Below are 25,483 nucleotides of genomic sequence, written 5' to 3'. Positions count from 1 at the left end.
GTCCTTCTTCCAGCACATCCCGCGCGCGGGGCCAATGGCCAATTTCCCTTGCCTTGGTCAATTCTTGCGGCGCATGGCGGTCGCGATGGCGGCCAGCGCGGCCTCGGGCAGGTCGCCCCGGATGAGGGTTCGCTCGAACACATGGGCGGGCGGCGGGCCCAGGTCGAGATCACGCATGAGCCCGCGATTGGCGGCCAGCGCGGCGGCGATGGCGCGGTCGTCCATCCGCCGGGCCACCCCGGCGGGATCGAGGCCGAGTGCGCGGGCGATCCCATCGAGCGTGGCGGGGGCCGCATCGGGTGCGGCGAACAGCGCATCCTGCGCGCGCCGGTAGGCATCGGGCCCGGCAAGGACAAGGACCACACGCGCGAAACGGGCGGCCCGGTCGGCGCCCGGTGCGGGGGCATCCTTGACGATAAGGCGCAACCCGGGATCGCTGTCGGCCAGCGCCCGTGCGGCCGCCAGCGCCGGGCCGCAGGTCGCGCAGCCGTAATCGACGAAGGTTACAAGCGTTACGTCACCCGTCGGATTGCCGCCTGACCAGTCGGCGGGATCGTGGAACAGCGCCACCCGGTGCGCCTCGATCCGGGCGAGGTCGTCCGCGACGGCATCGGAGTAGCGGCGCGCCTCTGCGGCGGCCAGCGCCTCGTCGATCACCTCGGGATGGTCCAGCAGATAGGCCCGCACCTCGGCGCGGAACGCCGCCCTTTGCGCCGGATCAAGTCCAGCGGCATAGGCCGGCGCTGCAGCCAGCGCCAAACCAAGAGGAATCATCCGTCTCGCCTTCATTTCTTGCGGCGTCCTGCGTTCTCGGCTGCGGCCAGCACGTCCTGTGCCCGCAGCCAGCCCGGCGCGCCCCGCGGCAACAGCCCGGCCGCGCGCCGGGCGTGGACGGCGGCCGTGTCCATCCTGCCGCCGATCGCGTAGCGCTCCGCCGTGGCCAGCGAGGCCATGCCGTTGTTGCCCGCCCGCGCATAGGCGACCGACAGATCGCGCAGCATCCGCGGGTCGAACGGATCCCGGGCGCGTGCCTTTTCCAGCGCCGCCAGCGCCTGACGGTTGCCATTTGCCGTGTCGAGCGCGAGCAGCGCCCTTCCGTGGCCCGCGAGGATCAGCGGTTCGTTCGGGGCCAGCGCGACGGCGCGGGCATAGGCGTTCACCGCCGGACCGAAGCGTCGCGATTCAAGCAGGATCTGGCCCTTCAGTTCCTGCACGAAGGCGTCGTTCGGCCGCTGGGCTTCCAGCCGGGCCATCTCGGCCAGGGCCTTCTCGGTCGAGGGCGTGCGATGGTGGGCGATCGCGCGCCGCATCACGCCCACGTCCGATCCGTCGCGTGCGGCCTTGCGCAGGGTGTAGCGCGGGCTTTGCAGGAAGGCGCCCAGCTTGCCCTTGGCGCGGGCGAACCAGTATTCGGCGGCCGTGTCCATTGCAGCCTTGCCCCCATAGGCCGCGGCAAAGCCCTTGGCCGCGCGCAGCCGGTCGGCCGTCAGCGGGTGGGTGCGCACGTAAGGATCCTGCCGGGTGACGCTCAGCGCCTCCTGCCCGCGGAAAAGGTCGAGGACGTCCACCATCGCCTGCGGGTCGACGCCGGCCCGTGCCATGTAGCGCGCGCCCGCCTGGTCGGCCGAGGATTCCTCGGCCCGGGTATGAGCGAAGAACAGACGCTGCGCGGAAGACGAGGTGCCCATGGCCAGTCCGACGCCCGCTTCTGCATTGCCCGACGCCGCGACCGCCATCGACATCAACAACCCCATCGCCGCGGCCGAATTCGCGCCGCGCAGGTTCGCCAGTCGACGCGTGATGTGGCCATTCGCGATATGGGCCAGTTCGTGCGCGATCACCGCCTGGGCCTGTTGGGCGTTGTCGAGCCGCAGCAGAAGGCCCGAGTGGATCATCACCGTCTGCCCGTCGAGGACGAAGGCGTTCATCGTGTTGTCGTCGATCACCATCACCCGGATCGCCGAGGCACTGATCCCCGCCTCGGCGGCCAGCGGCCGGGTCAGCTGGCGCAGCGCGTATTCGATCTCGGCGTCGCGGATCAGGTTCTGCGCGCGGGCCGCAACAGGTGCCAGAACGGCAATGACGGCAAGTGCCAGCACAAGGAACACCCCGCACACACGGACCCGCCCGATGGCTGCCATTGACCTCGCCCCCCTGCGCTGGAAGAAAGCCCGCATGACGGGCACCCTAAGGAGACGGGCATGAGGGTTTCAAGCCGCGGCGATGTCGATCCCTTCATTGTGATGGACGTGATGGCTGCCGCCGCGCGTGCCGAGGCGCAAGGCGCCCGGATCATCCACATGGAGGTCGGCCAGCCCGGCACGCCCGCCCCCGCCGCTGCCCGCGCGGCCCTGGCGAAGGCGATGGAGGCGGGGCCGCTGGGCTATACGGTGGGTTTGGGCCTGCCTGCACTGCGCGCCCGCATCGCGCGGCTGTATGGCGAGTGGTATGGCGTCGACCTGAACCCAGAGCGGGTGGTGATCACGCCCGGGTCCTCGGGCGGTTTCACACTGGCCTTTACCTCGCTGTTCGACGTGGGCGCCCGGGTCGGGATCGGGGCGCCGGGCTATCCGTCCTACAAGGCGATCCTTCAGGCGCTGGGGCTGGAAACCGTGATGATCGGCACCGAGGCACAGCACCGGTTCCAGCCGGTGCCCGGGGACTTGCCCTCCAAACTGGACGGTCTGCTGGTGGCTTCGCCTGCCAATCCCACCGGCACGATGCTGGACCACGACGCGCTGGGCGCGCTGATCGGGGCCTGTGCGGACCGCGGGGCGGCCTTCATTTCGGACGAGATCTATCACGGCATCGAGTACGAACGCAAAGCGGTCACCGCGCTGGAAATCACCGATCAGACCTATGTCATCAACTCGTTCTCCAAGTATTTCTCGATGACGGGCTGGCGCGTCGGCTGGATGGTCGTGCCCGAGGATCACATCCGCCGGATCGAGCGGCTGGTGCAGAACCTGTTCATCTGCGCGCCGCACGCCTCCCAGGTCGTGGCGCTGGCCGCGCTTGATTGCACGGATGAATTGCAGGCGAACATGGAGGTCTACCGCCGGAACCGCGCGCTGATGATGGAGGGGCTGCCCAAGGCGGGCTTCGCCCGGATCGCGCCGCCCGATGGCGCCTTCTACGTCTATGCCGACGTGTCGGACCTGACCGATGACAGCCGCGCCTTTGCCGCCGAGATCCTTGAAAAGGCGGGCGTCGCGGTCACCCCGGGGCTGGATTTCGACCCGGTGCGAGGCAAGGGAACGTTGCGCTTTTCCTATGCGCGCTCGACCGCCGATATCGAGGAGGGCTTGGCCCGCCTCGCCCGGTTCATGGCGGCGCGCTGAGGTGGAGGAGGCCAGGAAGGGCATCCTTGCGATGGCGGGCGCCTGCGTGATCTGGGGCCTCTCGTCGATGTACTACAAGCTCCTGTCCCATGTGCCCCCGGAGGAGGTGCTGGGTCACCGCACGCTGTGGTCGCTGGTGTTCTTCGGGCTGGTGCTGGCCGGGCAGGGGCGGTTGGGCGAGCTTGGCCGGCTGATCGTCCGGCCGCGCGCCCTGGCGGCGGTGGCGCTGGCCGCGCTGATGATCTCGGCCAACTGGTTCCTGTTCATCCTGTCGATCCAGATCGGCCACGCGGTCGAGGCCTCGCTTGGCTACTACATCTTCCCGCTGGTCGCCGTGGCGCTGGGCTTTCTGTTTCTCGGCGAGAGGCATTCGGCCGGGAAATGGGCGGCCGTCGCGCTGGCCTGCGTGGCTGTCGGGGGGCTGACCTGGGGCCTTGGCGTCGCGCCCTGGATTTCGCTGGCGCTAGCCGGCACGTTCGGGGTTTACGGTCTGATCAAGCGGGGCCTGCCCGCGGGTCCGGTCGTCTCGGTGACCGCCGAGGTGCTGTTGCTGGCGCCGCTGGCCCTGGTCTGGCTTTGGGGCGTGCATGTGCACGGCTGGGCCGGGTTGACGGGCCGCAATCTGGGCGCCTTTGGCCATGACCTGTCGGACAGCCTGATGCTGATGGTCTCGGGGCCTCTGACGGCGACGCCGATGATCCTGTTCTCCTATGCCGCCAAACGGGTCAGCTATGCCACGGTGGGGCTGGTCGGCTACATCAACCCCACGCTGCAATTCCTTGTTGCAACGCTTGTTTTCCGCGAGGCGTTCACACAATGGCACGGGCTGGCCTTTGCCCTGATCTGGGCCGCGCTGGCGCTGTATTCGGCTGAAAGCCTGCGTCAGGAAAGAGCGGCGCGCAGGGCAGCCAGCAGCGCCGGAACGTCCGGCACGACGCGGACATAGTCGCGCAAGCTGGCGTCGGCAAAGCCCTCGGCGATGAAATGGTCGATCAGCGCGGTCAGCGGCGCCCAGAACCCGTCGGTCGACAGCAGGAAGATCGGCTTGACGTGCAGACCAAGCTGGCGCCAGGTCAGCACCTCAAAGAACTCGTCCAGCGACCCCGCGCCGCCCGGCAGGACCACGATCGCGTCCGAGTTCATGAACATGACCTTCTTGCGCTCGTGCATGTTCTCGGTGACGACGAAGGTGGTCAGGTCGCGCTTGCCCACCTCGCGATCGAACAGATGCACGGGGATCACCCCGAAGGTCTGGCCGCCGGCCGCCTGCGCGGACCGCGCCACGCGGCCCATCAGCCCCACGTCTCCGGCGCCGTAGACCAGCCGCCAGCCCGCCTCGGCCAGCGCGCGCCCGAACGCCTCGGCTTCGGCTGCATGGGCGGGGTCGCGGCCGTCGCGCGAGCCGCAGAAGACGCAGACGGAAGGAGGACGAGCGATCATGGGGGAGCTTTGACCGTGGGATTTCTGGACCCGTGATAACGGGGTTGCTATGGTCCCGCAAGCGCAAGGGGCGGCGCCGAGAGGAAGGGCCATGTCGGACGGCAAGCGGAAATGGGGCCTGTGGACCTGGATCCTGATCGGGGGCGAGATCCTGATCGTTCTGATGGTGCTGAACTGGTTTCTCAACCGGGACCGCGCGCGCGACACGCCCGCCCCGGTACAGGGTGTACCCGAGCAGGGTGCCCTGCCGCCGCAAGGGGCAGAGCAGGCCGCAATGCCCGCCCCCGCGGTCGGTTCCGACAATGATGCGACACTGCTGGCGGATGCCCCGGACAAGATGGCCGACGAGCCGCCCGCGGACCGGGCGGCGCAGACCGCAGAGGGCGATGCCCCGGCCACGCCTGAACCGGCCGCCGCGCTGCCAGAGCCCCCGGTCTTCGACCTCGTCCGCGTCGATCCCGGGGGGGCGGCTCTGGTGGCAGGCCGTGCCGAGCCCGGCAGCGCGGTGGTCCTGCTGATCGAGGGCCGCGAGGGCGCGCGTGCCGAGGTGGGCGCGGATGGAGCGTTCACGCTGTTTCTTGACCTGCCCTTGGCCAGCGTGCCCCGCGCCCTGTCCTTGCGAATGGATCTGGCGGACGGCCGCAGGATCGCCTCGTCCGCGACCGTGTTCCTTGCGCCCGACCCCGCTGGGGCCGAGATCGCCGCGCCTGCGCCGACTTCGGCAGAGCCGCCACCCGCCGTTCCGGGCGAGGATGTCCAGGACACGGTTGCAGCGACCGAGGGGGCCGGGGTCGAAACAGGCCCGGTCCCGTCCGCCGAGGCCGCCGCGGCGGATGCCGCGCCCGGCCTTCCGGCGGTGCTGCTGTCCGACGCGGGCGGCGTGCGCGTGCTGCAGGCGCCCGAGGGCGACCTGCCGCCCGGAAAGCCGGGTCTGCTGATCGAGGCGATCTCGTACGACGCCCGGGGGGCGGTCGTCCTTGCAGGCCGGGGCGAGGCCGGGGGGGCGCTGCGGCTCTATCTGGACAATGCCGCCGTCGCCGGGGCGCGGATCGATGCGGCGGGGCGCTGGCGCCAGCGCCTTGATGGCGTGGCGCCCGGCCTTTACACCCTGCGCGCCGATCTTGTTACGCCCGAGGGCGGCGTCGCCGCCCGGTTCGAAACCCCGTTCCAGCGCGAACCCGCCGAAGAGATCGCCGCCGCGGCATCCGAGGGGGACAAGGACGGCGCTGGCCGCGAGGCCGCGGCGCGCGTGATCACCGTGCAGCCGGGGTTTACCCTTTGGGGGATCGCCGACCGCGCCTATGGCAGCGGCTTTCAATACGTCAAGATCTTCAGCGCCAACCGCACACAGATCCGCGACCCCGACCTGATCTATCCCGGCCAGGTGTTCGACCTGCCCGAGTGACCTGGTCACTGGTCTTTCCCTGTCCCAGGCATTAGGTTTGTACGGTTTCCTGAACCGGACCCCAGCCATGCGCCGCGGACGCCGCCCCACGACAGCCGATCTTTCGCAACTCGACCGCAAGAGCGGCATGCGCACGATTCGCAAGGTCACGCCCTATCTCTGGCCCGAGGGGCAGGGATGGGTGAAACGGCGCGTCGTGCTGGCGCTTCTGGTGCTGGTCCTGGCCAAGGTTGTCGCTGTCATCACGCCCTTCTTCTACAAGGCGGCGGTGGATGCGTTGACGGGCGAGGCGCGCACCGACGCGATGTTCCTGGCCGTGGGCGCGGTGGGGCTGACCGTCGCCTATGGCATGGCGCGGCTGATGAATACCGGCTTTCAGCAGTTGCGCGACGCGATCTTTGCCCGCGTGGCGCAGCGGGCGTTGCGCCGCCTCGCGCTGGAAACCTTTACCCATATCCACCGGCTGAGCCTGCGCTACCACATCACCCGCAAGACCGGCGGGCTGTCGCGAATCATCGAACGGGGGGTGAAGGGGGTCGAGTTCCTCTTGCGGTTCCTCGTCTTCTCGATCGGTCCGCTGGTGATCGAGCTGGCCCTGGTCGGTGCAATCTTCTATTTTGCCTTCGGGTTCTGGTACCTGGCCGTCGTCGCGGTGACGATCGCGCTGTATGTCCAGTTCACCTTCAAGGTCACCGAATGGCGGGTGAAGATCCGCCGCGAGATGAACGACCAGGACACCGATGCCAACCAGAAGGCGATCGACAGTCTGCTGAACTTCGAGACCGTCAAGTATTTCGGCGCCGAGGCGCGCGAGGCCCAGCGCTATGACCGCGCCATGGAGGGTTACGAGGCGGCGGCGATCAAGACCTCGTATTCGCTGGCCTTCCTGAATTTCGGACAGGCGCTGCTGATCACCGGCGGGCTGATCGCGGTGATGGTGATGGCGGCCATGGGGGTGCAGGCGGGGCGGCTGACCGTGGGCGATTTCGTGATGGTCAACGCCTACATGATCCAGATCACCATGCCGCTGAATTTCCTGGGCACGGTCTACCGGGAAATCCGCCAGAGCCTGGTCGATATGGCCGAGATGTTCGACCTGCTCGAACAGCCCGCCGAGGTGGTGGACAAGCCCGGCGCGCAGGCGCTGCGGGTCACGGGCGGGACGGTCGCGTTCCGCGATGTGCGGTTCGGCTATGATCCCGACCGGGTGATCCTGCGGGGGGTGACGATCGAGGTTCCCGCCGGCCGCAAGGTCGCCATCGTGGGCCCGTCCGGGGCGGGCAAGTCGACCATCGGGCGGCTTCTGTTCCGGTTCTACGACGTCAGCGGCGGTGCGGTGCTGATCGACGGGCAGGACCTGCGCGAGGTGACGCAGGAGTCCTTGCACGCGCAGATCGGGGTCGTGCCGCAGGACACGGTGCTGTTCAACGACACGATCTATTACAACATCGCCTATGGCCGTCCCGGGGCCAGCCGCGACGAGATCGAGGCCGCGGCGCGCGCGGCCAAGATCCACGATTTCGTCGCGGGATTGCCCCGGGGCTATGACACGCTGGTGGGCGAGCGCGGGCTGAAGCTGTCGGGCGGCGAGAAGCAGCGCGTGGGGATCGCGCGCACGCTGCTGAAGAACCCGCCGATCCTGCTGCTGGACGAGGCGACCTCGGCGCTGGACAGCGAGACCGAGGCGGGCATCCAGGCCCAGCTCAAGGCGATGGGCGAGGGGCGCACGGTGATTGCCATCGCGCACCGGCTGTCCACCATCGTGGATGCCGACGAGATCGTGGTGCTGGAGGACGGCCGCGTGGTCGAGCGCGGATCGCACGAGGTTCTGGTCGCCCGGGCCGGACGCTATGCCGCGATGTGGCAGCGCCAGCAGGCGGGCGAGGACGAGGACGTGGAGGCGGCGTGAGGTGGATGCCCGGAAAGTGGCGTCGGCTTGGAGGCCAAATGCCGGCATTGTGCCTTTTTTTGCCAATGTGCTATTGATCAGAGATGGGCAAGTATACAATCAGACATGACAAGAATGAACCCAGAGGATTTTTCAGGGGCGATGGAAGGCTGGCTCTGGGCGTCACCGTTGGGGCATTGGGGGTCCTTCTTTCGTTTATCGTGTTTGAGTTCTTCTGGGGGCCTAGGAACCGATCGGAATACATTTCTGTTGCGCCTTTGATCATCTCGCTGCTTGTTGCAGGAGCTTCAACGTACTTTGCTGCTCATGCGCTTCTTGAGCAACGTAGGGCACGTGAAGCCGGAACGGATCCGGTCTTGATCGTGCATCTCGGCCAAAGATCTGATGCGAGGGAGTTGATTACCTTTAATGTGACAAACGTGGGTGCAGGCGCTGCGATAAATGTCCTTCTCGATGTTGATGAGCCCGAGGATGAAGAGAATGATCGTTCGAAGCGAAATTATCTACGTCATTTATTTAAGTCGCATCACCCAATCTCTGTTATCCTTCAGGGTAAATCTTTGGAGTTTGATTTCGCGTTGGGCTGGTTTCTGATGGGGCAAGGCTCGGTTGGCCAGATCGATAGGGAGCTCCCGGCGCATCCGCTTCCACCCTTTCAAGCGAGGCTTTCGTATGAAGATCTCGCGGGCGGGAAATACTGGAGCGAGTTTACTATCGACGTTCGCGAGTTGCGAGGGCTTGGGGCGAGTAAGTCTCCTCAAATGCGAATGGTTGCCGCCCTTGAGGCCATCGCAAGGAAAAAATAACACGCATGCCCGATTAAAGCGCACGCCCGCTCCATCCCGACTGTCTCTCACTCCGCCGCCCGCAATGGCCGTTCCGGGCCGGTGCTCTCCGCATCCGGCTCTGGGCCGTCCGGGGGCAACTCCGACCAAAGCAATTGGGGCGAGCCGACGCCGCGGGCGGCGTGGTTCAGCGCCAACTCGCGCGCGGCCGGGCTGTCGGGGCCGCCCATCGCCGCCCGGAACCGCCGGAACGAGCCGTAGACCCCCGCCCAGAACCATTCGCGGATCGCCAGCAGGGCGGGCGTGAAGACCAGCGTCAGGATCGTAGCGATCCCGAGGCCGAAGACCACGGCCGTCGCCAACTGCTTCCACCACAGCGCGGTCGGGCTGTCGACGGTATAGCCGCCGTTCAGGAAGTCGAAGCTGACCCCCAGCATCATCGACGCAAGCCCCGCCATGGTCGTGACCGTGGTCAGCAGCACGGGGCGCAGCCGCACCTCGACCGTGCGCACGATCGCCTCGATCCGCGGCATGTAGCGGGCGTATTCCTGGTAGGTGTCGATCAGCACGATGTTGTTGTTCACCACGATCCCGGCCAGCGCGACGATGCCGGTGCCGGTCATGATGATCGAGAAGGGCTGGCCCATCACGATCATCCCGATCAGCACGCCAGTCGAGGACAGGATCACCGCCAGCAGCACGAGGGTCGCGTTGTAGACGCTGTTGAACTGCGCCAGCAGGATGATGAACATCAGCCCCAGCGCCGCGCCGAAGGCCTTGGACAGGAAGGCCGAGCTTTCCGCCTGGTCCTCCTGGTCGCCGGTCCATTCCCAGGTGACGCCCGCGGGCAGGGGATCGGTCTGCAGCCATTCGGTCAGCACCGCAATCCGTTCGTTGGCGTTGATCGGCGCGCCGTCCGGGGTGGTCAGGCCGTCGGCCACTGCGGCCTTGATGTCGAAATAGCGCTTGCCGTCCACCCGGTTGATCCGGCCCACCTTTTCGACCGGCGTCCGGGTGATGAAATTGGCGAGTGGCACCAGCCCCTCGGACGTGCGCACCTTGAGCGTGTCGAGGGTGGACAGAAGCCGGTCCTGTTCGGGCAGGCGCACGCGGATGTCGATTTCCTCGTCCGAGGAGGGCACGCGCATCGTGTCGAGCAGGATACCGCGGGTGACGAGCTGGACCATCGCGCCCACGGTCGAGGCGCTGGCGCCAAAGCGGCCGGCGGCCTCGACATCGACGTCGATCTGCCAGTCGATCCCCGGCAGCGGCAGCGTGTCCTCGATGTCGCGCAGGCCTTCGGTCGCCTCGAACCTTTCGACCGCGGCCTCGGCGGCGGCGGTAAGGCTGTCCCAGTCGTCGCCCATCAGGCGCAGATGCACCGGCTTGGGCGAGGCGGGGCCCATCGCAAGATCGAGGATCTCGGCGCGGACGCCGGGGATCGCGGCGAGCCGTTCCATGATCCGGGCCAGCACGAGGTCGCCGTCGAGGTTGGGGATGTCGGCCCGATCCTCCCAGGGGATCAGTTCGATCTGGATCTGCCCGATTGTGTCGAGCGGCGGGCTGGCGCCTGCGGTGTTGGCGTTGAGGCCCCCTTCGCCGGCAAAGGCGAAGGCGTTGCGCACGCCCCGCTCGGCGAGCACGATCGCTTCGGCCTTGCGCACCAGGCTGTCCTTTTCGTCGAGCGAAAGGTTGCCGCGGGCGCGGACATAGACGATGGCCTGCTCGGGCTCGGATTCGACGAAGAACTCCACCCCGTTGTTGTGCTTGCCGTAATACATGAAGACGGCGACGACGATGCCCAGCACCGCCGCGACCGACACCAGCGGCATCACCGGGTTGCCGGCGATCGCATGGATGATGTGCCCGGCCGGCGTGCGCCTGTACCCCGCCTGCACCGGTTTCCTGCGGGGGATCTGCAGGGCGTTCACGGCGATCGAGCACAGCACCAGCGCGGCCATGAAAAGGATCACGCCGGGCAGGATGTCCACGAGCCCCGAAGCGCCGGGCGAGGCGGCCGGAAAGGCCGGGTTCAGGATCCGCATCGCGCCGAAGAATGTCAGGACAAGCGCGAAGGCCATCAGCCCCCCCCGCGCCCAGAGCGGCCAGGGCCGGACCCGGGCGGTGATCCGCCACAGGATGCGCGAGAACCGCCCGGCGACGCCCCCCACCACCGGCAGGTAGACAAGGGCCACCATCAGGCTGGCCGACAGCACGAAGATCAGCGTGATCGGCAGCATGCCCATGAACTCGCCCGGCACGCCCGGCCAGAACAGCATCGGCAGGAAGGCACACAGCGTCGTCGCGGTGGAACTCACCACCGGCCAGAACATCCGTTTCGCCGCCTCGGTGAAGGCGTGCATCGGCCCGGTGCCTTCGGAAATCCGCCGGTCGGCATATTCGACCACCACGATGGCGCCGTCGACAAGCATGCCCACGGCGAGGATCAACCCGAACATCACGATGTTCGATACCGCGACGTCCATGACGCCGAGCAGAACGAAGCAGAGCAGGAACGAGGTCGGGATCGCAAAGCCCACCAGCAGCGCCGAGCGCGTGCCGAGAAAGGCCAGCACCACGATCATCACCAGCGCAATGGCGGTCAGCACCGAGCCTTCGAGCTGGCGCACCATCGAGTCGACGGTGTGCGACTGGTCGTTCGAGGTGCCGACGATCACGGCGTCGCGCAGGTCGTCCGGCCAGGCGGCGCGCGCCGCCTCGACCTCGGCGCGGACCAGTGCCGAGGTGTCGATGATGTTGAAGCCCTTGCGCTTGACGATCTGCAGCGCGACCGTCGGTTCTCCGTTGAAGCGTGCGATCGAGGTGCGATCCTCGAAGGTCAGGCGAATCTCGGTCAGGTCGCCCAGGGTCACCACCCGGTCGCCGTTCACCTTGACCGGCAGCGCGTAGATATCCTGCACCTCGTCGAAGGACGACGGGATCTTGACGGAGAACGTGCCCTGCGGCGCGTCCACCTCGCCCGCCGCGATCAACTGGTTGTTGTTGCGGACCACCTCGATCAGTTCGCCCGCGGTGACGTTGTAGGATTCAAGCCGCAGCGGGTCGATGATGACCTCGACCATCTCGTCGCGGTGCCCGGCGAGCGCGACCTCGAGCACGGGTTCCAGCCCTTCCAGCCGGTCCTGCAGATCCTTGGCGACGCGCAGCAGCGTCCGCTCCGGCAGCGGGCCCGAGAGGTTCACGATGATGATCGGGAATTCCGAGAAGTTGATCTCGTTGATCGAGTATTTCTCGTAGCCGTCGGGGAATTTGGCCTCGGCGGTGTTCATCCGGTCGCGCACGTCGGCGATGATCTTGGTCTTGTCCCAGCCGAACTCGAATTCCAGGGCGATGCCCGCGTAATTCTCGCGCGCGGTGGCGGTCATCGAATCGAGCCCGTCGAGATCCGACAGCTCGGTCTCCATCGGCTTGATCAGCAGCTTCTCGGCGTCCTCGGCCGAGATCCCGGGAAAGGGGACCGAGATGAACAGCGCGGGGATCTCGATGTCGGGCTCGCCCTCTTTCGGCAGTTCGACATAGGCCAGCGTGCCCGCGAGGATCGACAGGATCACGAAGGCCACGACCATTCGGGCGCGGCTGGCGGCCCAGTCGATGAGGCCGGTCATTCGGCGGCCCCGCGATAGGTGACGGCCAGCGGCACGCCATCGGTGACGAATTCCTGCCCGACGACGATCACATCGGCCTCGTCCGGCAGGCCGGTGATCCAGAACCCGTCGGCCGTGTCGCGCAGAACCTCGACGGGGACGAAGCGCGCGGTGGCGTCGGCCTCGGCCAGTCGAAGGCCAAGCCGCCCGGCATCGTCGAGTGTCATGGCCGATTGCGGCACCAGATGCGCCGTCTGTCCCGCCGTGACGATCCCCATCTCGACGGTCTGGCCTGCGCGGATCTCGCCCGCTGTGTTGGCGATCTCGACCTCGACCCGGAAGGTGCGCGTGGCGGAATCGGCGGTGCGCGCGACATGGCTGACCCGGCCCGTCACTTCGCGCCCCGAGGCCAGCCGCCCGCCTGCCAGCGCGCCCAGCTCGACCCGGTCAAGCTGGGTTTCGGGGACATAGCCGACAAGCTGGATCGGGTCGAGCTGGATCACGGTGGCACACAGGGCGCCCGGCTGCATCAGCGCGCCGAGTTCGGCGGTGTCGTCGTCGATCAGGCCCGCGAAGGGGGCGGTGATGGTCAGCCGGTCGATTTCGGTATTTGCGATGGCGACATTCGCCTCGGCGGTGCGGATCGCGGTACGGGCCGCCTCGAGCCCGGCCTCGGCCGAGGCGAGCGCCGCCTCGGCGGCGGAGACCGCCGACTGCGTGCCCGCAACCCGGCTTTCCGAGGCGAAGCCCCCTTCGGACAGCGCGCGCGCGGCGCGGTCGTTGATCGCGGCCTCGGCGATCTGCGCCTGGGCGCGGGCGACGTTCGCCTGCGCCTCGGGCAGGCGGGCGAGGGACTCGGCATGCGCTGCCTCGGCCTGGGCCAGCGTCGCGGCGCGCGTGCCTGGATCGAGCCGGCACAGCACGTCGCCCTCGGCCACCGCGGTTCCCTTGGGCAGCGGTTCGGAGATCACCCGCCCGTTGGTTTCGGCGCGCACCTCGACCTGGCGGGCGGCCTCGGTTTCGCCGCGCACCAGCACCGCGCCCTGGACCGTCTCGGCCCGGATCCTCTGGACCACGACCGACACCCGGCGTTCTTGCTCGACGGATGGGGCCTCGGGCGCAGCGGCGGCGGGCTCGGCACCGGCAAAAGCCATGACGCGGTCGCGTTCCATCAGGAGGAAATAAAGGCTGAGTGTCACCAGCAGTGCGGTGAGCATGGGGATCCAACGCATACGGACTCTGCCTCTTGTGCCGGTGTTCCGCGTCGACCGCGTTCCGTCCCCGCGTCCGTAGCACCAAGAAATGGCCGGTTCGTGGGGCAATGCAAACGGGTGAACCAATTGGTTCAGATTATCGCCTATGCCACTTTGTTTCAAGCCTGCGCAGCACCGGCCCCCGGGGCTTGGCAATCCCGGGCGCACTGGGGTAAGAGGGTCGGAAAGCCAGACCGCGAGGCGCCTGAGCGAGGCAGCATGAGCAACCCCGAAAGTTTCATCGAGGAAGTCACCGAAGAGGTGCGCCGTGACCGGCTTTTCGCCTGGATGCGGCGCTATGGCTGGATCGCGGTATTGGCCGTGCTGCTGCTGGTGGGCGGCGCAAGCTGGCGGGAATGGCGCTCGGCGCAACAGCAGGCGGCCGCCGAGGCGCTGGGCGACGGCATCCTTTCGGCGCTGGACGCGGACGATGCCGCGGCGCGGGTCACGGCGCTGGAGGCATTACCTGCCACCGGCGAGGCCCGCGCACTTGTGACGCTGCTGGCCGCCGGAGAGTCGGGCGGTGACGCCGCCCCGGCGCTGCGGGCGATGGCGAACGACGCCGCGCTGCCCCTGCACTATACCCAGCTGGCCGCGCTCAAGCTGGTGATGATCGAGGGGAGCGCCGCCGACCCGGCGGCGCGGCTGGAAACGCTGGCGCCGCTTGCCGAACCCGGGCGGCCCTATCGCCCGCTCGCGCTGGAGCAGATGGCTCTGGCAGAAATCGATGCGGGCAACACCGAGGCCGCGCTTGGCCACCTGCGCGCACTTGTCGAGGATGCGGGGACCAGCGCGGGCTTGCGTCAGCGCGCCAGTCAGTTGATTGTGTCGCTCGGCGGCGGGGTCCAGGAGGGCTGATCGCCCGCCTTTGGTATTACGAGAGGGCTCGCGCGGTGAAACTCGTTTCTGCAATCGGAACCCTGGCGACGCTCGCGCTTCTGGCGGGCTGTAGCGAAAAGGAGCTGATCCTTCCGGGTGAACGGTTGGGCGTGCGCGAGGCGCTTGGTCTCGAGGATCCGCAGGCCGAGGCGGGAGAACAGGTTTCCACCGCACTCGCGCTGCCGCCCGCGGTTGCCCGTGCCGACCATCCGCAGCCCGGCGGCAGCGCCACCCACCTGACCGAACACGCGGCGCTCGCCGCGGTCCCGGCGCGCGTCTGGTCCGCCGATATCGGGCAGGGCAATACCCGCCGGCATCGGATCACGGCAAGCCCGGTGGTGGCCGGCGGCAAGGTTTTTGCGATGGATTCCCAGAGCCGGGTCACCGCGGTCACGACGGGCGGCGGGGTGCTCTGGTCGGCCGACCTGACCCCGCCCTCGGAACGCAAGGCCGACGCGTCGGGCGGCGGGCTGGCCTATGGCGACGGGCGGCTTTTCGCGACCACGGGATTCGGCGCGCTGGTAGCGCTTGACCCCGCGACCGGGGCCGAGTTGTGGACCCAGCGCACCGATGCGCCGGTGACGGGCGCGCCGGCCTATCGCGACGGGCTGGTCTATGTGGTCAGTCGCGACGCTCGCGCCTGGGCCGTGCGGGCCGAGGATGGCCGGGTGCAGTGGCAGTTGCCGGGCACGCCTGCGCCCTCGGGCATGGTGGGGGGTGCCGCGCCGGCGGTATCCGACCGTCTGGCGGTCTTTCCCATCGGGTCGGCCGAACTGGTGGCGACGCTGCGCCAGTCGGGCGTGCGGGTCTGGCAGGCATCGGTAGCAGGCCAGCGCCGGGGCTTCGTCTATGCCACGGTGACCGACATCATGGCCGACCCGGTGATCTCGGGGAACGTGCTTTACACCGGCAACCAGTCGGGCCGGGCGGTGGCGCTGGAGGCGAATTCCGGCGAACGGCTCTGGACCGCCGAAGAGGGCGCCTACGGCGCGGTGGTGCCAGTGGGCGGGTCGGTCTTCATGGTTTCCGACCAGGCACAGCTTGTGCGGCTGGATGCCGACACGGGCCAGACCATCTGGGCCGTCGACATGCCCTACTTCACCAAGGAAAAGCTCAAGCGACGCAAGGCGATCCATGCCCATTTCGGGCCGGTGCTGGCCGGCGGGCGGCTCTGGGTTGCCTCTGACGACGGGCTGATGCGTGCGTTCAGCCCCGAAAGCGGCGCGCTTGTCACCACGGTCGAGGTGCCGGGCGGTGCGGCGTCGCGGCCGGTGGTGGCGGGGGGCACGCTTTATGTCGTGTCCGACCGCGGGCAACTCCACGCTTTCCGCTGAGGCGGGATTGGTGTAGGCGGGCGGTTCGATCCGTCCGGAGTTGGGAAAGATGAGCTTTACCCTCGCCATCGTGGGCCGCCCGAACGTGGGCAAGTCCACGCTGTTCAACCGCCTTGTCGGCAAACGTCTGGCGCTGGTCGACGACCAGCCGGGCGTGACTCGTGACCTGCGCGAGGGCGAGGCGCGGCTGGGCGACCTGCGCTTCACCGTGATCGACACCGCGGGGCTGGAAGAGGCCACCGACGAAAGTCTTCAGGGCCGGATGCGCAAGCTGACCGAGAGGGCGGTCGGCATGGCGGATGCCTGCCTGTTTCTGATCGACGCGCGGGCGGGCGTTCTGCCCGCCGACGAAATCTTTGCCGAGATCCTGCGCCGCAAGTCGGCCCATGTCATCCTGGCCGCGAACAAGGCCGAAGGGGCGGCCTCGGACGCGGGAGTGCTGGAGTGCTATGCGCTGGGGCTGGGCGATCCGGTGCGCATTTCGGCCGAGCATGGCGAGGGCATGGGCGATCTTTACGCCGCGCTTGCGCCCCTGGTGGAAGAGGCCGAGGCGCGCGAGATCGAGGAGGCCGCGCCCGAGACCGATGTCGACGTGCAGGACGACGACGAGGATACCGGCCCCCGCGTGCCGACCCGGGCCAAGCCGTTGCAGATCGCCGTGGTGGGCCGCCCGAACGCGGGCAAGTCCACGCTGGTCAATGCGATCCTCGGCGAGGACCGTTTGCTGACCGGCCCCGAGGCCGGGATCACCCGGGACGCGATCTCGGTGGTGCTGGACTGGCAGCAGACGCCGGTGCGGATCTTCGACACGGCGGGGATGCGCAAGAAGGCCAAGGTGCAGGACAAGGTCGAGAAGCTGTCGGTGGGCGATGCGCTGCGCGCGATCAAGTTCGCCGAGGTGGTGGTCGTGCTGCTGGACGGACAGGCGCCTTTCGAGACCCAGGACCTCAAGATCGCCGATCTGGCCGAGCGCGAGGGCCGCGCGGTCGTCGTCGCGGTGAACAAGTGGGATCTGGAAGAGGACCGGCAGGAAAAGCTGAAGGCGCTGAAAGAGGAATTCGCCCGCGCCCTGCCGCAACTGAGGGGTGCGCCGCTGGTGACGGTCTCGGCACTGACGGGCCGCGGGTTGGACAGGCTGCATGATGCGGTGATGTCGGCCTATGCGGTGTGGAACCGGCGTATCTCGACGGCACGGTTGAACCGCTGGCTTGCGGGCATGCTGGAACTGCACCCGCCGCCCGCGCCGGGCGGGCGCCGGATCAAGCTGCGCTACATGACCCAGGTCAAGACAAGGCCGCCGGGATTCGTGGTGATGGCGTCCAATCCCGAGAAGCTGCCGGAAAGCTATCGCCGCTACCTGGTGAACGGCCTGCGCGAGGATTTCGACATGCCGGGCACGCCAATCCGGCTGACCTTCCGCGCGCAGGGCGACCAGAACCCGTTCCGGACAAAGAAGAAAAAGACGCCCTCGCGGCTGCGCAAGCACTTGGGCAAGGGACCTTTGGGGGGCTAGGAGCAGACCCCGATCCGGGGCCTCTGCCGCCGGTGCCCGCGAGGCCCCGGTGCGGAGGCCAGGGCGGGGTCTGCCTTTGGTTCAGGTTGCCGCGCGGACCGTCAGGATCGCGATCAGCACCGCGCCCGCGATCGCCGCGAAGGCGACCAGTGGCGTCGTGGTCGCATTGGCCACGATCACGCCCACCAGCGCCCAGATCAGCGCGCCGCCATACTCCGGGGCGCGGTCCAGCGACACAAGCACCAAAGCCCCGGTCACCAGCGCGCCCGCCAGCGCGATCAGCGCCCAGACCACCGGGCCGAACAGAAGGCCGTAGCCGGCGCCCAGCAGGCCGACCGAGACCCAGCTTGCCGCGGTCAGCCAGCCTGCATAGACCGCGATCGGCGCCTGGCAGGTCCAGCGGTCGGTGAAGGGTGTCCGTGCCAGCGCCCAGAGCGCCATGGCCAGCATCCACCACAGCAGCACCGACGCCCAGATGGGCGAGAGTTGCGCCACCCCGATCCAGGCCGCGCCGGGCGCCAGCGACAGGATCAGCGGCAGGCGGGCGGGTTCCCACGCCTCGTCGCGGGCGCGCTTGAACAGGCCCACGCCCGCCGAGACCAGCAGCCAGACATAGATCAGCCCCCAGATCGAGAAGGCATAGCCCGCGGGTTGCACCGGCGGGTCGTCCTGCGGGACCGGGAACTGGCCGGGCTCGAAGCCCGAGAAGCCGCCCGACATCAGCGGCGATATCACGAAGAAGACCGTGGCGATGAAGACAAGGGCGGCCTTGACCGGGTCCATCAGGCCAGATCCCCCGATGCCGTCAGCGTGGTCCGGCCGCCGAGATACGGACCCAGCGCCTCGGGCAGCTTCACCGAGCCGTCTTCTTGTTGTCCGTTCTCCAGCACCGCGATCAGGCAGCGGCCCACGGCCACGCCCGAGCCGTTCAGGGTGTGGACGTAGTCCGGTTTGCCGCCACCCTCGGGGCGGAAGCGGGCGTTCATCCGGCGGGCCTGGAAATCGCCGCAGAGCGACACGGAGGAGATCTCGCGATAGGTGTTCTGGCCGGGCAGCCAGACCTCGATGTCGTGCGTCCGCCGCGCGCCGAAGCCCATGTCGCCGGTGCACAGGACGACCGTGCGATAGGGCAGGCCCAGCTTTTCGAGGATGCCCTGCGCGCAGCCCGTCATCCGGTCGAGTTCCGCGCGGCCCTGGTCGGGATGGACGATCGAGACCATCTCGACCTTCTCGAACTGGTGCTGGCGCAGCATGCCGCGTGTGTCCTTGCCCGCGCTGCCGGCCTCGGACCGGAAGCAGAGCGAATGGGCGGTCATCCGGCGGGGCAGGTCGGCCGCATCCAGGATCTCGCCCGCCACCGTGTTGGTCAGCGTCACCTCGGAGGTCGGGATCAGCCACCAGCCCTCGCGCGTCTGGTAGCTGTCCTCGCCGAATTTCGGCAATTGCCCGGTGCCATACATCATCTCGTCACGCACCAGCACGGGGGTGTTGACCTCGGTCAGGCCGTTCTCGGTAACGTGGGTGTCCAGCATGAACTGGGCCAGCGCCCGGTGGATTCGGGCGATGGCGCCCTTCAGCACTACGAAGCGCGCGCCAGAGAGTTTCGCGGCGGTCTCGAAATCCATCCCCGGCTGGACGCCGGCGAGGTCGAAATGCTCCCTCGGCGCGAAATCGAAGGCGCGGGGGCTGCCCCAGCGGTGGATCTCGACATTGTCATTTTCGTCGGCGCCGTCCGGCACGTCGTCGAGCGGCAGGTTGGGCAGGCGCATAAGGAGGTCGGCGAGGCGGGCATCCTCGGCGTGCGCCTCGTCCTCCAGCCGGGCGATCTCGTTCTTCTTCTCGGCCACCAGGGCACGCAGCCGCTCGAACCCGGCCTCGTCGCCCTTTGCCTTTGCCGCGCCCACGTCCTTCGAGGCGGTATTCCGCGCGGCCTGCGCCTCTTCTGCGGCCTGGATCTTCGACCGGCGCGCGGCGTCGATGGAAAGGATCTCGGCCGCGACCGGCGCGAGACCCCGGCGCGCGAGGGCAGCGTCAAAGGCGTCCGGATTCTCGCGGATGGCGCGGATGTCGTGCATGGGGAACTCCTCGACAGGGGCGGCTTGCGCGCTTTGCCCCCGTATGCCTCAGCCGCACGGGGTTTTGAACCGGGAATCGCTGTGCTCACTCGCCGCGCAGAAAGGCGGCGGTCGGCCGTGCGGCGGCGGTCCGGATCGGCCCGGCCCCGCTGACCCCGGCCGAGACCACGCCGACGACACGCCAACCCTGCGCCGTGCGGATCAGCACCGGCGCGCCGGATGTCCCCTGGGTGACCGTGCAGCCGAGCCCCAGAAGCCCGGCGGACTCGACGGCGACCGGGCAATTGGCGTGACGGCTGAGCGCGTTCAGCCGGTCGCGGCGATAGCCGATCACGTCGACCTTTGGCCCGACCGTTTCGGGCAGGGCCAGCGGGATCGGCCGAACCTCGTCGGACGGGATCGGCCCGGACAGCAGAATCAACGCAAGATCACCCTGCAAGGTCTTGGAATCCGGCCGCTTCCCGTGAACGTAACCCGGATGAAGGCGGATTGCGCGGGCGGTTCGGACCGCGGCAAAGCCATCGCGGTGCCAGCCCGCCACGAAATGCACCTGGCCCGGCCTGGCATTCCGGCCGCGAAGGGCGTGCAGGCAATGGGCCGCGGTCAGGACCGTGTCGGGGGTGATAAGCGTGCCGGTGCAGGTTCCGGCGGCGTCGAAGCCCGCGACGTTGACCCGGCCGATCGCCCGCCAGGCGCGGTGCTCGGCATCGCCAAGCATCACGGGTGCCGCGTCGCCCGATACGGCCGGTTGGGCAGCAAGACCTGCGGCAAGCAGCGCGAGGATGGCGAAAGTGCGTCTCATGCCCCTTGATATGCACCGGCCGAGCGCACATTCAAAGCGTCATGCCTTCGCCTTGCCAAGGCAGGGGTCACCGAATAGGGTGCCCCGCGACCAAGGAACCGGGCGGTCCTGCCGCCTGCCAACACGGGGAATCTCACGATGTTTGCAACGCCTGCCTTTGCGCAAGCGGCCGCGGGGGGCGGCGCCGGTGGCGCCTTCGCGTCTTTCATCCCTCTGATCCTGATCTTCGTGATCATGTATTTCCTGCTGATCCGGCCCCAGCAGAAAAAGATGAAGGAGCACAAGGCGATGGTCGAGTCGCTGCGCCGCGGCGACCAGATCGTGACGCAGGGCGGGCTGATCGGCAAGGTCTACAAGGTCAAGGACGAGTCCGAGATCGAGGTCGAGATCGCAGAGAATGTGCGCGTCCGCGTCGTGCGCCATACCATCGCGCAGGTCCTGAACAAGACCGAGCCGGCGGAGAAGGCGTAACCGCGCATGCTGCAGATCGCGCTTTGGAAACGGGCCACGATCTGGGCGATGGTCCTGATCGGGCTGGTGCTGGCCATGCCCAACCTGTTTTACGAGCGGGTGGAACGGCACAATGACGCCGTGCAGGCCATCGAGATCCAGGGTGCCACGCCGGAACTTGCGGCCGCGCGGGACGCGTGGCCCGGATGGTTGCCGAACGGGCTGGTCAATCTGGGGCTCGATCTGCGGGGCGGCGCGCATCTGCTGGCCGAGGTAAAGGTCTCGGACGTCTATGCCGACCGGATGGACGCGCTGTGGCCCGATGTGCGCGACGCATTGCGCGATGTGCGCGACGAGGTGGGGCCGATCCGGCGGGTCGATTCGCCGCCCGCCGAACTGCATGTTCGGCTGTCGCGCCCCGACGGCCTTGCCGCGGCGATCGAGGCGGCGCGCGCGCTTGCCCGGCCGACGGTCACGTTGACGGGTGTGGGCAGTTCCGACATCGAGGTGCGGGGCGCGGGCGATCTGCTGATCGTCCAGCTCTCCGAGGCCGAGCGGCTGGCAACGGACGACCGCACCATCCAGCAATCGCTGGAAATCGTGCGCCGCCGCGTCGACGAGGTCGGCACGCGCGAGCCGACGATCCAGCGCCAGGGCTCGAACCGCATCCTGATCCAGGTGCCCGGCATCGGTTCGGCCGAGGAACTCAAGGCGCTGATCGGTACCACGGCGCGGCTGACCTTCCATCCGGTCGTCTCGCGCACCGGGAACCCGAACGAGGCGCCGGGGGCGGGCAACGTCGTCTACCCCTCGATGGAGGATGAGGGCGTCTACTACGTGCTCGAAAAGGCCCCGGTGGTCTCGGGCGAGGAACTGACCGATGCGCAGCCCGCCTTTGACCAGAACGGCCTGCCCTCGGTCACCTTCCGTTTCAACCCCGCGGGCGCGCGCAAGTTCGGGCTGTACACGCAGGAAAACGTCGGCTCCCCCTTCGCGATCGTGCTGGATGACGAGGTGATCTCGGCCCCGGTGATCCGCGAGGCGATCCTGGGTGGCTCGGGTCAGATTACCGGCAATTTCACGGTCGAGGACTCGACCCAGCTTGCCGTTCTGCTGAGGGCGGGTGCGCTGCCGGCGGAACTGACCTTCCTTGAGGAACGCACCATTGGCCCGGAACTGGGCGCAGACAGCATCGAGGCGGGCAAGATCGCCAGCCTTGCCGCCTTTGCGGCGGTGCTTGTCTTCATGTGGGCAAGCTATGGGCTGTTCGGTTTCTTCGCCAACCTCGCGCTGATCGTCAACGTGGGCCTCATCTTCGGGCTTCTGTCGCTGATCGGGGCCACGCTGACGCTGCCCGGGATCGCGGGGATCGTGCTGACCATCGGCATGGCGGTCGATGCCAACGTGCTGGTGTTCGAGCGCATCCGCGAGGAACTCAAGACCGCCCGCGGCCCCGCCCGTGCCATCGAGCTTGGCTATGAAAAGGCGCTGTCGGCAATCTTCGACGCCAACATCACCACCTTCATCATCGCGGCGATCCTGTTCACGATGGGCTCGGGGCCGGTCAAGGGCTTTGCGGTGACGCTGGGTCTGGGCATCCTCACCTCGGTCTTCACCGCGATCTACGTGACGCGTCTGATGGTTGTGTTGTGGATGGAACGGCGCCGGCCCAAGACAATCACCGTGTGAGGGAGAGACCATGCGCCTGAAACTCGTGCCCTCGGAGACGAACTGGAACTTCTTCCGGTTCGCGTCGATCACCTTCGGCGCCTCGTTGGCTGCGATGGTGCTGTCGGTGGTGCTGTTCTTCCTGATGGGGCTTAATTTCGGCATCGACTTCCGCGGCGGCACCACGATCCGTACCGAAAGCACCCAAGCCGTCGATGTCGGCGTCTATCGCGACGCGCTGTCGCCGCTGAACCTCGGCGACGTGGCGATTTCCCAGGTGTTCGATCCGGGCTTTGGACCCGACCGGAACGTGGCCCAGATTCGCATCCAGGCCCAGGACGACGAGGCAAGCGTCACGCCCGAGACGATCAATGCGGTCGAGGCGGCGCTGATGGCGGTCGACCCGGCGATCACCTTTCCTTCGGTCGAAAGCGTCGGGCCCAAGGTCTCGGGCGAACTGATCCGCTCGGCGGTCATCGCGGTGTCGCTGGCGATGGGCGCGATGCTGGTCTACATCTGGCTGCGCTTCGAATGGCAGTTCTCGCTGGGTGCGGTCGCGGCGCTGATCCATGACCTGACGCTGACCATCGGCATCTTCGCGCTTCTCCAGATCAAGTTCGACCTCGCGATCATCGCGGCGCTGCTGACGATCGTCGGTTACTCGATCAACGACACCGTGGTGGTGTTCGACCGGGTGCGGGAAAACCTGCGCAAGTACAAGCGTATGGACCTGAAGGAATTGTTGAACCTTTCGATCAACGAGACGCTGTCGCGCACCACCATGACCTCGTTCACCACGCTTCTCGCGCTGTTTGCGCTGTTTGCGCTGGGCGGTGACGTGATCCGCGGATTTGTCTTCGCGATGATCTGGGGGATCTTCGTGGGCACGTATTCGTCGATCTATATGGCGTCGAACATTGTTCTGATGTTGGGGGTCAAGCGCGACTGGTCCAAGGACCAGGACGGCGGCGCGGGGACGCAATTCGCCAACGTGGATGCCTGAAGCAGCCGGGATCACCTCGGCGGTTCCCCTGCGCGGCTCCGGCTGATCCTCGCCGTCCTGCCTGGCAACGCCTGGTCTCGGGCAGTGGCGGCGGCAAGCGGTTTTCCCGCGCCGCCACCTGTGCCATCATCGGTGCTGCGATCCGCCCGGCCTGCCCGCCCTCGACTCAAAGGACCCGCCGATGCGACTCACGGAATTACGCCTGCCCGACGGGCTTCCGGTTGACGGCTACGGCCCGGGTTTCTTCCGCCTCGGCGGCCGTGTGCACGAGGGTGCGGTGATCGTCGCCGAGGGCGCGGCGCAGGCCTGGAACGGCGTCACTGACCCTGCGCCCCTCTTCGCGCTCGCGGGGCGTGCCGACATCCTTCTGGTGGGCACGGGCGATGCGCTTCTTCCCCTGCCGGCCGGCCTGCAGGCCCGCCTCGAAGAGTCCGGTCTCGGCGTCGAACTGATGGCAAGCCCGTCCGCGGCGCGCAGCTACAACGTCTTGCTCGCCGAAGGCCGCCGCGTTGCCGCCGCCCTTGTCCCGGTCTCGGCACACCCTGCCTGAGCCTTCTTCTTGGGCCAAATACTCCCGCGCGGAGCGCGCGCGGCCGCATGGCCGCGCCATGCCCGGGCGCCGGACACGCGGGCCGCCTGCGTCCTGCGCCGGCGGAGGGCAGGAGCGCGCCCTTTCCGGCTTTCCGGCTTCCCGCCGATCGGCTATGCCCAACCCCATGGAACTGGTGGTGGAAAACCTTGCCTGTGCCCGCGGCGGCGTGCCGGTGCTCGAGGGGGTGGACTTTTCCCTGTCCGCGGGTCGGGCGCTCCTGCTTCGCGGCCCGAACGGCATCGGCAAGACGACGCTCCTGCGCACCCTTGCGGGGCTTCAGCCGCCGCTTGCGGGCCGCGTCTCGGCCCCGCCCGAGGCGATGGCCTATGCCGCCCATGCCGACGGGCTCAAGGCCACCCTCACCGTCGAGGAGAACCTGCGCTTCTGGGCGCGGATCTTCGGCCAGCGGGGCATCGACCGCGCGCTCGACGAGTTCAACCTGCGCGATCTTGCCCCTCGCCAGGCGCAGAACCTCTCGGCCGGGCAGAAGCGGCGGCTGGGACTCGCCCGCCTGCTGGTCACCGGCCGCCCGATCTGGGTGCTGGACGAACCCACCGTCTCGCTCGACACCGCCTCGGTCGCGCTGTTCGGCCAGGCCGTCGCCCGGCACCTCGGCGCAGGCGGCGCGGCGGTGATCGCGACCCATATCCACCTGGGCTTCGAGGCCGAGGAACTGGACGTGACCCCCTTCAAGGCCCGGCCTCGGGCCATGGACCGCTTCGACGAGGTCTTCGCATGATCGCGCTCCTGACCCGCGATCTGGCGCTCGCGATCCGGGCGGGCGGGGGCTTCGGGCTGGGACTTGCGTTCTTCCTGATCGTCGTGGTGCTGGTCCCCTTCGGTGTCGGCCCCGAAAGCGCGATCCTCTCGGCCATCGCGCCCGGCATCCTGTGGGTGGGCGCGCTTCTGGCCTGCCTGCTGTCGCTCGACCGGATCTTCGCGCTCGATTTCGAGGATGGCTCGCTCGATCTCCTGGCCACCGCCCCGATCCCGCTGGAAGGCGTCGTGGCGATGAAGGCCGCGGCGCATTGGGTGACGACCGGCCTGCCGCTGACGCTGGCCGCGCCGGGTCTCGGGCTTCTGCTGAACCTCGACCCCGCGGCCTATGGCTGGCTCGTGCTGAGCCTTGGGCTGGGCACGCCCGCGCTCAGCATGATCGGCACCTTCGGCGCGGCGCTGACCGTGGGGCTGAAGCGGGGGGGGCTGCTGCTGTCGCTGCTGGTGCTGCCGCTCTACGTGCCGACGCTGATCTTCGGGGCGGAAACCGTGGGCCGGGGCGCAGCGGGGCTGGCCACCGCAACGCCCGTGCTGATGCTGGCGGGAATCACCCTGGCGGCGCTGGCACTTCTGCCCTTTGCCGCGGCTGCGGCGATCCGCATCAACCTGCGCTAGGGTTCACGCGCTATTCAGTTGAGACCGCGCACAAAGC

The 25,483-nt window shown here is 68.1% G+C and carries 22 protein-coding genes; 14 read left to right on the top strand and 8 right to left on the bottom strand.

The window, feature by feature from the left end; genetic code table 11:
* Positions 1-57: 57 nt before the first annotated feature.
* On the bottom strand, positions 58-759 hold the full coding sequence (locus EV655_RS11650) for a DsbA family protein (protein WP_165905334.1): 702 nt from the start codon (positions 757-759) through the stop codon (positions 58-60).
* Positions 760-785: 26 nt separating this feature from the next.
* Entirely contained in the window at positions 786-2,141 is a 1,356-nt protein-coding gene (locus tag EV655_RS11645) for a M48 family metalloprotease (RefSeq protein WP_132545004.1), read from the bottom strand.
* A gap of 60 nt (positions 2,142-2,201) precedes the next feature.
* Between EV655_RS11645 and EV655_RS11640 the strand changes: the two genes are divergently transcribed.
* Together EV655_RS11640 and rarD are read left to right on the top strand one after the other, a co-directional pair.
* The gene (locus tag EV655_RS11640; RefSeq protein WP_132545002.1) at positions 2,202-3,341 is read left to right on the top strand and encodes a pyridoxal phosphate-dependent aminotransferase; all 1,140 of its coding nucleotides are present in this window, start codon (positions 2,202-2,204) and stop codon (positions 3,339-3,341) included.
* A gap of 1 nt (position 3,342) precedes the next feature.
* Positions 3,343-4,287, top strand: coding sequence for an EamA family transporter RarD (rarD, locus tag EV655_RS11635; RefSeq protein WP_132545001.1), 945 nt, complete (start codon positions 3,343-3,345; stop codon positions 4,285-4,287).
* Here the strand turns inward: rarD and EV655_RS11630 are convergent.
* A complete protein-coding gene (locus tag EV655_RS11630; protein ID WP_132544999.1) occupies positions 4,224-4,781 on the bottom strand; it encodes an LOG family protein in 558 nt (185 codons plus the stop codon). The genes rarD and EV655_RS11630 overlap by 64 nt on opposite strands.
* Positions 4,782-4,872: 91 nt before the next feature.
* Here EV655_RS11630 and EV655_RS11625 point away from each other — a divergent pair, with 91 nt between their 5' ends.
* The 3 genes from EV655_RS11625 to EV655_RS11615 all read left to right on the top strand — a co-directional run bounded on the left by EV655_RS11625 (position 4,873) and on the right by EV655_RS11615 (position 8,901).
* On the top strand, positions 4,873-6,186 hold the full coding sequence (locus tag EV655_RS11625) for a LysM peptidoglycan-binding domain-containing protein (protein ID WP_132544997.1): 1,314 nt from the start codon (positions 4,873-4,875) through the stop codon (positions 6,184-6,186).
* A 67-nt stretch (positions 6,187-6,253) separates the two neighbouring features.
* A complete protein-coding gene (locus tag EV655_RS11620; protein WP_132544995.1) occupies positions 6,254-8,095 on the top strand; it encodes an ABCB family ABC transporter ATP-binding protein/permease in 1,842 nt (613 codons plus the stop codon).
* 83 nt (positions 8,096-8,178) lie between these two features.
* Positions 8,179-8,901, top strand: a complete 723-nt coding sequence (locus EV655_RS11615) for a hypothetical protein (protein ID WP_132544993.1) — start codon at positions 8,179-8,181, stop codon at positions 8,899-8,901.
* Between the two features lie 47 nt (positions 8,902-8,948).
* Here EV655_RS11615 and EV655_RS11610 read toward each other — a convergent pair whose 3' ends face one another.
* Positions 8,949-12,506, bottom strand: a complete 3,558-nt coding sequence (locus EV655_RS11610; protein ID WP_132544991.1) for an efflux RND transporter permease subunit — start codon at positions 12,504-12,506, stop codon at positions 8,949-8,951.
* Positions 12,503-13,702, bottom strand: a complete 1,200-nt coding sequence (locus EV655_RS11605) for an efflux RND transporter periplasmic adaptor subunit (RefSeq protein ID WP_243645061.1) — start codon at positions 13,700-13,702, stop codon at positions 12,503-12,505. The genes EV655_RS11610 and EV655_RS11605 overlap by 4 nt, the downstream gene beginning before the upstream one ends.
* Before the next feature lie 255 nt (positions 13,703-13,957).
* Here EV655_RS11605 and EV655_RS11600 point away from each other — a divergent pair, with 255 nt between their 5' ends.
* Genes EV655_RS11600 through der form a run of 3 tightly spaced genes read left to right on the top strand, consistent with a single transcriptional unit; the run spans position 13,958 to position 17,464 of the window.
* Positions 13,958-14,596, top strand: coding sequence for a hypothetical protein (locus EV655_RS11600; protein WP_132544988.1), 639 nt, complete (start codon positions 13,958-13,960; stop codon positions 14,594-14,596).
* A 35-nt stretch (positions 14,597-14,631) separates the two neighbouring features.
* Positions 14,632-15,951, top strand: coding sequence for an outer membrane protein assembly factor BamB family protein (locus EV655_RS11595; RefSeq protein WP_132544986.1), 1,320 nt, complete (start codon positions 14,632-14,634; stop codon positions 15,949-15,951).
* Positions 15,952-16,000: 49 nt separating this feature from the next.
* On the top strand, positions 16,001-17,464 hold the full coding sequence (gene der, locus EV655_RS11590) for a ribosome biogenesis GTPase Der (protein WP_132544984.1): 1,464 nt from the start codon (positions 16,001-16,003) through the stop codon (positions 17,462-17,464).
* Between the two features lie 81 nt (positions 17,465-17,545).
* Here der and EV655_RS11585 read toward each other — a convergent pair whose 3' ends face one another.
* The 3 genes from EV655_RS11585 to EV655_RS11575 form a co-directional block, all read right to left on the bottom strand.
* Positions 17,546-18,247, bottom strand: a complete 702-nt coding sequence (locus EV655_RS11585; RefSeq protein WP_207901955.1) for a hypothetical protein — start codon at positions 18,245-18,247, stop codon at positions 17,546-17,548.
* A complete protein-coding gene (serS, locus tag EV655_RS11580; RefSeq protein ID WP_132544982.1) occupies positions 18,247-19,539 on the bottom strand; it encodes a serine--tRNA ligase in 1,293 nt (430 codons plus the stop codon). The genes EV655_RS11585 and serS overlap by 1 nt, the downstream gene beginning before the upstream one ends.
* Before the next feature lie 85 nt (positions 19,540-19,624).
* Positions 19,625-20,341, bottom strand: coding sequence for a trypsin-like serine peptidase (locus EV655_RS11575; protein ID WP_132544980.1), 717 nt, complete (start codon positions 20,339-20,341; stop codon positions 19,625-19,627).
* Between the two features lie 138 nt (positions 20,342-20,479).
* Between EV655_RS11575 and yajC the strand changes: the two genes are divergently transcribed.
* The 6 genes from yajC (at position 20,480) to ccmB (ending at position 25,446) form a co-directional block, all read left to right on the top strand.
* Positions 20,480-20,812 carry a preprotein translocase subunit YajC gene (yajC, locus tag EV655_RS11570; RefSeq protein ID WP_132544978.1) on the top strand — a complete coding sequence of 111 codons (333 nt, stop codon included), beginning with the start codon at positions 20,480-20,482 and terminating at the stop codon, positions 20,810-20,812.
* Positions 20,813-20,818: 6 nt separating this feature from the next.
* Positions 20,819-22,480, top strand: a complete 1,662-nt coding sequence (gene secD / locus EV655_RS11565) for a protein translocase subunit SecD (RefSeq protein ID WP_132544976.1) — start codon at positions 20,819-20,821, stop codon at positions 22,478-22,480.
* Positions 22,481-22,490: 10 nt separating this feature from the next.
* Positions 22,491-23,462, top strand: coding sequence for a protein translocase subunit SecF (gene secF / locus EV655_RS11560; RefSeq protein ID WP_132544974.1), 972 nt, complete (start codon positions 22,491-22,493; stop codon positions 23,460-23,462).
* 181 nt (positions 23,463-23,643) lie between these two features.
* Entirely contained in the window at positions 23,644-24,012 is a 369-nt protein-coding gene (locus EV655_RS11555; protein ID WP_132544972.1) for an Mth938-like domain-containing protein, read from the top strand.
* Between the two features lie 166 nt (positions 24,013-24,178).
* Positions 24,179-24,793 (top strand): heme ABC exporter ATP-binding protein CcmA, encoded by a 615-nt coding sequence (gene ccmA / locus EV655_RS11550; RefSeq protein WP_132545065.1) that lies wholly within the window; start codon positions 24,179-24,181, stop codon positions 24,791-24,793.
* Positions 24,790-25,446: a heme exporter protein CcmB gene (gene ccmB / locus EV655_RS11545; protein ID WP_132544970.1), complete on the top strand. Its 657-nt coding sequence runs from the start codon at positions 24,790-24,792 to the stop codon at positions 25,444-25,446. The genes ccmA and ccmB overlap by 4 nt, the downstream gene beginning before the upstream one ends.
* Positions 25,447-25,483 lie beyond the last annotated feature (37 nt).

It is taken from the genome of Rhodovulum euryhalinum (genome assembly GCF_004342445.1).
GTDB lineage: Bacteria > Pseudomonadota > Alphaproteobacteria > Rhodobacterales > Rhodobacteraceae > Rhodovulum > Rhodovulum euryhalinum.
Note: the sequence above shows the minus strand (reverse complement) of the source record. Positions and strands in the feature narration are given on the sequence as shown.